This window comes from Bacillus sp. MMSF_3353 (genome assembly GCF_030733445.1).
In the GTDB taxonomy this organism is placed as follows: Bacteria; Bacillota; Bacilli; order Bacillales; family Bacillaceae_G; genus Bacillus_A; species Bacillus_A wiedmannii.
This window is the reverse complement of sequence record NZ_JASHJA010000027.1, coordinates 42,046-48,425: the sequence shown is the minus strand read 5'-3', so window position 1 is coordinate 48,425 and position 6,380 is coordinate 42,046. Positions and strand designations below refer to the sequence as shown.

The 6,380-nt window shown below is 37.3% G+C and carries 8 protein-coding genes; all 8 read right to left on the bottom strand.

The features are described 5' to 3' along the window. Window positions 1-376 precede the first annotated feature (376 nt). Complete coding sequence (gene lysS / locus RBB48_RS26860) at window positions 377-1,876, bottom strand: lysine--tRNA ligase (RefSeq protein ID WP_000369672.1); 1,500 nt, start codon at window positions 1,874-1,876, stop codon at window positions 377-379. Between the two features lie 159 nt (window positions 1,877-2,035). Continuing rightward, window positions 2,036-3,034, bottom strand: coding sequence for a tRNA dihydrouridine synthase DusB (dusB, locus tag RBB48_RS26855; RefSeq protein WP_000912237.1), 999 nt, complete (start codon window positions 3,032-3,034; stop codon window positions 2,036-2,038). Between the two features lie 23 nt (window positions 3,035-3,057). Next, on the bottom strand, window positions 3,058-3,261 hold the full coding sequence (locus RBB48_RS26850; protein WP_000387029.1) for a helix-turn-helix domain-containing protein: 204 nt from the start codon (window positions 3,259-3,261) through the stop codon (window positions 3,058-3,060). After that, complete coding sequence (gene folK / locus RBB48_RS26845; protein WP_001059453.1) at window positions 3,213-3,728, bottom strand: 2-amino-4-hydroxy-6-hydroxymethyldihydropteridine diphosphokinase; 516 nt, start codon at window positions 3,726-3,728, stop codon at window positions 3,213-3,215. Before folK ends, RBB48_RS26850 begins: the two co-directional genes overlap by 49 nt. Then, window positions 3,725-4,087, bottom strand: a complete 363-nt coding sequence (gene folB, locus RBB48_RS26840; RefSeq protein ID WP_000358076.1) for a dihydroneopterin aldolase — start codon at window positions 4,085-4,087, stop codon at window positions 3,725-3,727. Before folB ends, folK begins: the two co-directional genes overlap by 4 nt. Next, on the bottom strand, window positions 4,088-4,948 hold the full coding sequence (gene folP, locus RBB48_RS26835) for a dihydropteroate synthase (RefSeq protein ID WP_048542168.1): 861 nt from the start codon (window positions 4,946-4,948) through the stop codon (window positions 4,088-4,090). Continuing rightward, window positions 4,923-5,795 (bottom strand): aminodeoxychorismate lyase, encoded by an 873-nt coding sequence (gene pabC, locus RBB48_RS26830; protein ID WP_097891828.1) that lies wholly within the window; start codon window positions 5,793-5,795, stop codon window positions 4,923-4,925. Before pabC ends, folP begins: the two co-directional genes overlap by 26 nt. Then, complete coding sequence (gene pabA, locus RBB48_RS26825; RefSeq protein WP_000602298.1) at window positions 5,789-6,376, bottom strand: aminodeoxychorismate/anthranilate synthase component II; 588 nt, start codon at window positions 6,374-6,376, stop codon at window positions 5,789-5,791. The genes pabC and pabA overlap by 7 nt, the downstream gene beginning before the upstream one ends. Window positions 6,377-6,380: the final 4 nt, after the last annotated feature.

The following is a 6,380-nucleotide window of genomic DNA, read 5'->3' as shown; positions in this document are numbered from 1 at the left end:
TAAAGTTAGTTTGTCTAGCATCTAAAAATAAAAATTGACGTTTCACGTTGTTTGTTTCGTTCAGTTTTCAAAGAACTCATCTGCCGCTCAGAAGCGACTTTATTAATATAACATTTCGTTATATTTTCGTCAACAACTTTTTTCAATAAGTTGTTTTTCGTTTGTTTTACTTGTTACCTTTCGTGGCAACGAATATAAATATACCAGTTTGATTATTAAAATGCAATAGTTTTTCTAATAAAATTTTTAACTTAGTAAAAAAGTATAAAAACAGCACATTTCTTCTATATAAATATAATTTCTCGCACCATCAAGAGCTACTATCCCTACGTATCTCATACTCAAATAAAAAAAGCTTTGGAGAAATCTCCAAAGCTTAGTCTTGTTTATGACGCATAGCAGGGAATAATAATACATCACGAATAGATGGTGCATTCGTTAACAACATAACAAGACGATCAATACCAATTCCTAGCCCACCTGTAGGAGGCATACCGTACTCAAGAGCTTCAATATAATCATCATCCATCATGTGAGCTTCATCATTACCTTGTTCGCGCTCTTTTAATTGCGCTTCAAAGCGTTCTTTTTGATCAATCGGATCATTTAGCTCAGTGAATGCATTTGCATGTTCACGTGCAACGATAAATAATTCGAAACGATCTGTGAATCGTGGATCTTCGTCATTCTTTTTCGCAAGTGGCGAAATTTCTACTGGATGACCGTAAATAAATGTTGGTTGAATTAATTTATCTTCTACTTTTTGTTCGAAGAATTCGTTTATAATATGACCAACTTCCATCGTATCCTTAATACCTACATTATGTTCTTTTGCAAGTTCACGCGCTTCTTCTACACTCATTGGATTCCAGAAATCTGCTCCAGAATGTTCCTTGATTGCATCTACCATATGAAGACGTGTCCATTCTGGTTCTAGATTAATTTCATAATCACCATATTGGATTGTTGTTGTACCTAGTACTTGCTTCGCAATATGCGCAACCATATTTTCTGTTAGTTTCATAATATCTTTATAATCAGCATACGCTTCATATAATTCAATCATTGTAAACTCTGGATTATGACGAGTTGATACACCCTCATTACGGAATACACGACCGATTTCATAAACTTTTTCTAATCCACCCACAATAAGGCGTTTTAAATGAAGTTCAATTGCGATACGCATGTATAATTCCATATCTAACGCATTATGGTGCGTAATGAAAGGACGCGCAGAAGCTCCACCTGCAATTGCATGCATCATAGGTGTTTCCACTTCAAGATAACCATTGTCATCTAAGTATCTTCTCATTTCACGAATGATTTTACTGCGAGTAACGAATGTTTCACGGCTTTCCATACTTGTGATTAAGTCTAAGTAACGTTGACGGTAGCGTTGTTCAACATCTTTTAATCCATGATATTTATCCGGTAATGGACGAAGAGATTTCGTTAATAGTGTAAAGCCCGTTGCCTTCACCGAAAGTTCTCCAACGTTCGTTTTGAACACTTTACCTTCAATACCTACTAAATCACCTAAATCTGCTGTTTTAAATAATTCGTACTCTTCATCTCCAACAGCATCTTTACGAACATAAATTTGAACTTGTCCATGTAAATCTTGAATATGTGCAAATCCAGCTTTTCCTTTACCGCGTTTTGTCATAATACGACCAGCGATAGAAACAGAGATTTCTTTCTCTTCTAATTCTTCTTTAGAGAACTCTCCATATAAGCTTAATAAGTCATTTGTTGCATTTGTACGTTCAAATCGTTTACCAAACGGATCGATTCCTTGCTCACGTAAGTTATGTAACTTTTCACGACGAACAAGCAATTGGTCGTTTAATTCTTCGTGGTTCATGTTATCCATGGTATTGATATCACTCCAGCTCTATTAATTTTTACAATATATACAGTATAGCATTTTCTACTCAACTAGAAAAACTGCCAGCAACTAGCTGGCAGTTCTTCTTTCTTTCACGTAATTATAGGAAGTGTATAGAAGAATGTCAATCTTCCCTATCTATTATTAACCAACGTGAATTGTTTGTTGTTTCGCTTCTACTTCTTCTACAAATGCACCTAATACATTCGCAAGGTCCTCACGCGTATTACAAGCATTGATACCATTACGTACAGTTGCATTACCACGAACACCCTTTAAATACCAAGCTGCATGCTTTCTCATCTCTCTTACAGCGACATTTTCGTTCTTTAAATCGATAAGACGATCTAGATGCAACATACATACGTCAATTTTCTCACGCACTGTCGGTTCCGGCATTAATTCACCTGTTTCCAAATACTTTACCGTACGATAAATCATCCACGGGTCCCCAAGGGCAGCGCGACCAATCATAACACCGTCTACACCAATTTCATCAAGCATACGCTTTGCATCTTGTGGCGTTTCGACATCACCATTTCCGATAACCGGGATATTTACAGCTTGCTTTACTTGTTTAATAATATCCCAATCCGCTTTCCCTTCATACATTTGTACTCGTGTACGTCCATGAACCGCTACCGCTTGTCCGCCAGCACGCTCAACAGCTTTTGCATTCTCAATTGCAAAAATATGATCTGCATCCCAACCAATACGCATCTTAACTGTAACCGGCTTTTCAACAGCATCTACAACTGCCGCTACCATTTCATATATTTTATTTGGGTCTAAAAGCCACTTTGCTCCCGCGTCACACTTAATGATTTTCGGTACTGGGCAACCCATATTAATATCAATAATGTCTGCTGTCGTATATTTATCTACGTATTTCGCAGCATCTACAAGAGTTTCTTTCTCTCCACCAAAAATTTGTAAACTTAATGGCTTTTCTCTTTCATCAATATATAACATATCTAATGTTCTTTTGTTATTAAGTAATATCGCTTTATCACTTACCATTTCAGCACAAACTAAACCTGCACCAAATTCTTTTACTGTTAAACGGAATGCAGAGTTACACACTCCCGCCATCGGTGCTAATACAACCGGGTTTTTCATCTCAATATTTGCAATCTTTAACACTCGACTTACTCCTTCCTTCATAGTCACTTCGGCATTAATTCCTCCACTGAAACCTTTAATGCCTTAGCAACTTCCACTACAAAATCTTGGGAAGGCGATCGATTCCCTCTCTCAACTTCACCTAAAACAGATACAGATACCCCTAACTCTTTCGCAAAACCTTCTTGTGTATAACCTTTTAGCTTTCGAAAAGCACGAATGCGTCTTCCCCATTTTTCTGCTTCCATACCGTTACTCCCTCTCGCCTTTTCATTTCTTCTACTTGTGAACGTGAAATGTTTTGTTTTATATCTTGATTAATCTCTAACAACGGAACGATAACAAAAGCTCTTTCGAACATCCGCGGATGCGGAACAATAAGATTCTCTGCTTCAATATTTTCTTGATTATATAGTAAAATGTCAAGGTCGATGGTCCTCGGCCCCCATCTAATTTCCCTTTTTCTTCCTAAATCATTCTCTACTCTTTGTGTGATTTTCAATAATTCTTGCGGTGATAAATTGGTAGAAATTTTTATAACTAAATTTAAAAAGCAACTTTGGTCAGTATAGCCAACTGGCTCTGTTTCATATACAGATGAAATATCGTTAACTTGGATATACGGGTTTTTGTTTAAAAACTGAATCGCTTCAGTTAAATACGTATAACGTTCTCCGATATTTGAACCTAATGCAATGTAAGCTATATTATTCATGGACGTTCTCTCGTAATTTCCACTGCTACAGCACGATAATGCCCAGGTATCGGCGGATCTGGTTTAATTACTTTAATTGTACAACGGAAAATACTCTCATATTGTTTTAATATATCTGCAGCAATATTTTCAGCGATACTCTCTACAAGCTTATACGTTCTATCTTCAACAACTTTTCTACATAACTCGAAAAGCTCTCCATAATTGACAGAATGCTCTAAGTCATCACTTTCTCCTGCCTGTTTCAAATCCAACTCCACCGTTAAGTCCACTTTAAATCTCTGACCCAATTTATTTTCCTCTGGGAATACACCATGATAACCGTAAAACTCCATATCATGAACATAAATTTTATCCAATTACTTTACCCCCTTACCAATCATCGCATCCATCATCTTAGCCATACGTGCCATTTCCTTCACATCATGAACACGAACAAACTCACAACCCTTTTCAATGCCGAGACAAACGGTAGCTCCTGTTCCCTCAAGACGTTCCTCTACCGGTAAATCTAACACATGTCCAATAAAGGACTTTCTTGAAGTACCTAAGAGAACTGGATAACCCAGTACGTTTAACTGTTCTAAATTACGCATCGCTTCTAAATTTTGTTCAGGTGTTTTAGCAAAACCGATGCCTGGGTCTAAAATGATATTCTCATCTCGCACGCCAGCATCTTTAGCAATTTTGATGCTTTCATATAAATCAGCAATCATATCAGCCATTAAATTGCGGTAATTCATGTTATCGCGATTATGCATCAAGATAATAGGTACATCATAATGAGCTGCAACTTCAGCGATTTTTGGTTCCGCCTTCGCTCCCCAAACGTCATTAATAATATGAGCGCCAGCTTCGATTGCTTGTTTTGCAACTTCAGCTTTATACGTGTCGATAGAAATAGGCAATTCCACTTCTTTTGCAACCGCCTGAATCATCGGAACAACTCGCTTTATTTCTTCTTCCACCGATACTTTAGCAAAACCCGGGCGAGTAGATTCACCGCCGATATCAATAATATGAGCACCTTCATCTCGCATTTCTTTCGCATGGCGCACCGCAGCCTCTACCTCGTTGTAACTCCCACCATCAGAAAAAGAATCTGGTGTTACATTTAAAATCCCCATAATTAAAGTTTTTTCATTTAAGTTCAATGTATATTCGCCGCAGCGCAAATCATAATCCCACTTCAAACTACACATCTCCTCTTCGCAATTCATTTCTGCTCCACAATTTCTCTCTCTGCATTTCATAAAGACTCATAAACCTTTTTGTAACCATACCTACTTTACCCGGGAAATCTCGTCCCTCTATATGATAAAGCGGGACAATTTCTTGAATCGAGTTTGTTACGAAGACTTCATCAGCTGAAAGTAATTCATCTTTTGTAAAGAAACCTTCCTTCACTTCGATGCCCAGCTCTTCAGCAACCTTTATAATAAACGCACGAGTGATACCATTTAAAATCCCTGTTTTTAGCGAAGGTGTATACAAAATATCACCTTTCACGAAAAAGAGATTCGAAACAATACCCTCTGCAACATAACCTGTTTCAGTAAGGAAAATACCTTCCTTATTCACAACATTTCCAATTTCACGTTTTCCTAAAATGTTATTTAAATAATGATGAGACTTTAAGCGAGACGCACCCTCTGGTGTATTTCGCACTTGTTTTAAAACAACCCCTTCTTTTTCCACTACATCTTCGGGGGCTGCTAAAGGTTTTATAAAAACAATAACAGACGGCTCTTCATACAATTCCGTTTGCAATCCAATTTCATCTATACCCGCTGATACATTAAAGCGTACATATGCATGCTCTAATTCATTCTTAACGAGTAAATTCTTCAAAATAAGCAGTACTTCATCTTTCGTCATTGTCCATTTAATTTGCAATGTATCCAGTGCATCTATTAAACGGTCATAATGATCATCCAATAAGAAAGGATGACCATTATAAATACGAAATGTCTCAAAAACTCCAAGACCATATAAATAACCATGATCATAAGGAGAAATTCTCGCTTCACTTGCTTCTACATACTCACCATTTACGTAAATTAACACGATGTCACACTTGGGCTGTATTTACGAATGAAATTCTGCAACAACTCTTTCCCGTGGGAAGTCATAATTGATTCTGGATGGAACTGTACACCTTCAATCGGTAATGTTGTATGACGGAGCGCCATAATTTCCCCTTCTTCTGTCCAAGATGTTACCTCTAAGCAATCAGGTAACGTCTCTTTCTTAACGATAAGGGAATGATAACGTGTCGCAGTAAACGGATTAGGGATATCCGAAAAAATCGTCTTTCCGTCATGATGCATAAGCGACGTTTTCCCATGCATTAAGCGCTCCGCACGTATAACCTCTCCGCCAAACACTTGTGCAATGGATTGATGTCCAAGACAAACCCCAAAAATCGGAATCTTTCCAGCAAAGTATTGAATAACCTCCATACTAATACCTGCTTCATTAGGACTACACGGACCTGGCGAAATCATTAAAAAGTCTGGTTTCATATTCTCAATATCTGAAATAGTCACTTCATCGTTACGTTTAACAACAAGCTCTTGTCCAAGTTCTCCAAGAAACTGCACTAAATTAAATGTAAAAGAATCATAATTATCAATCATTAATATCATTTCT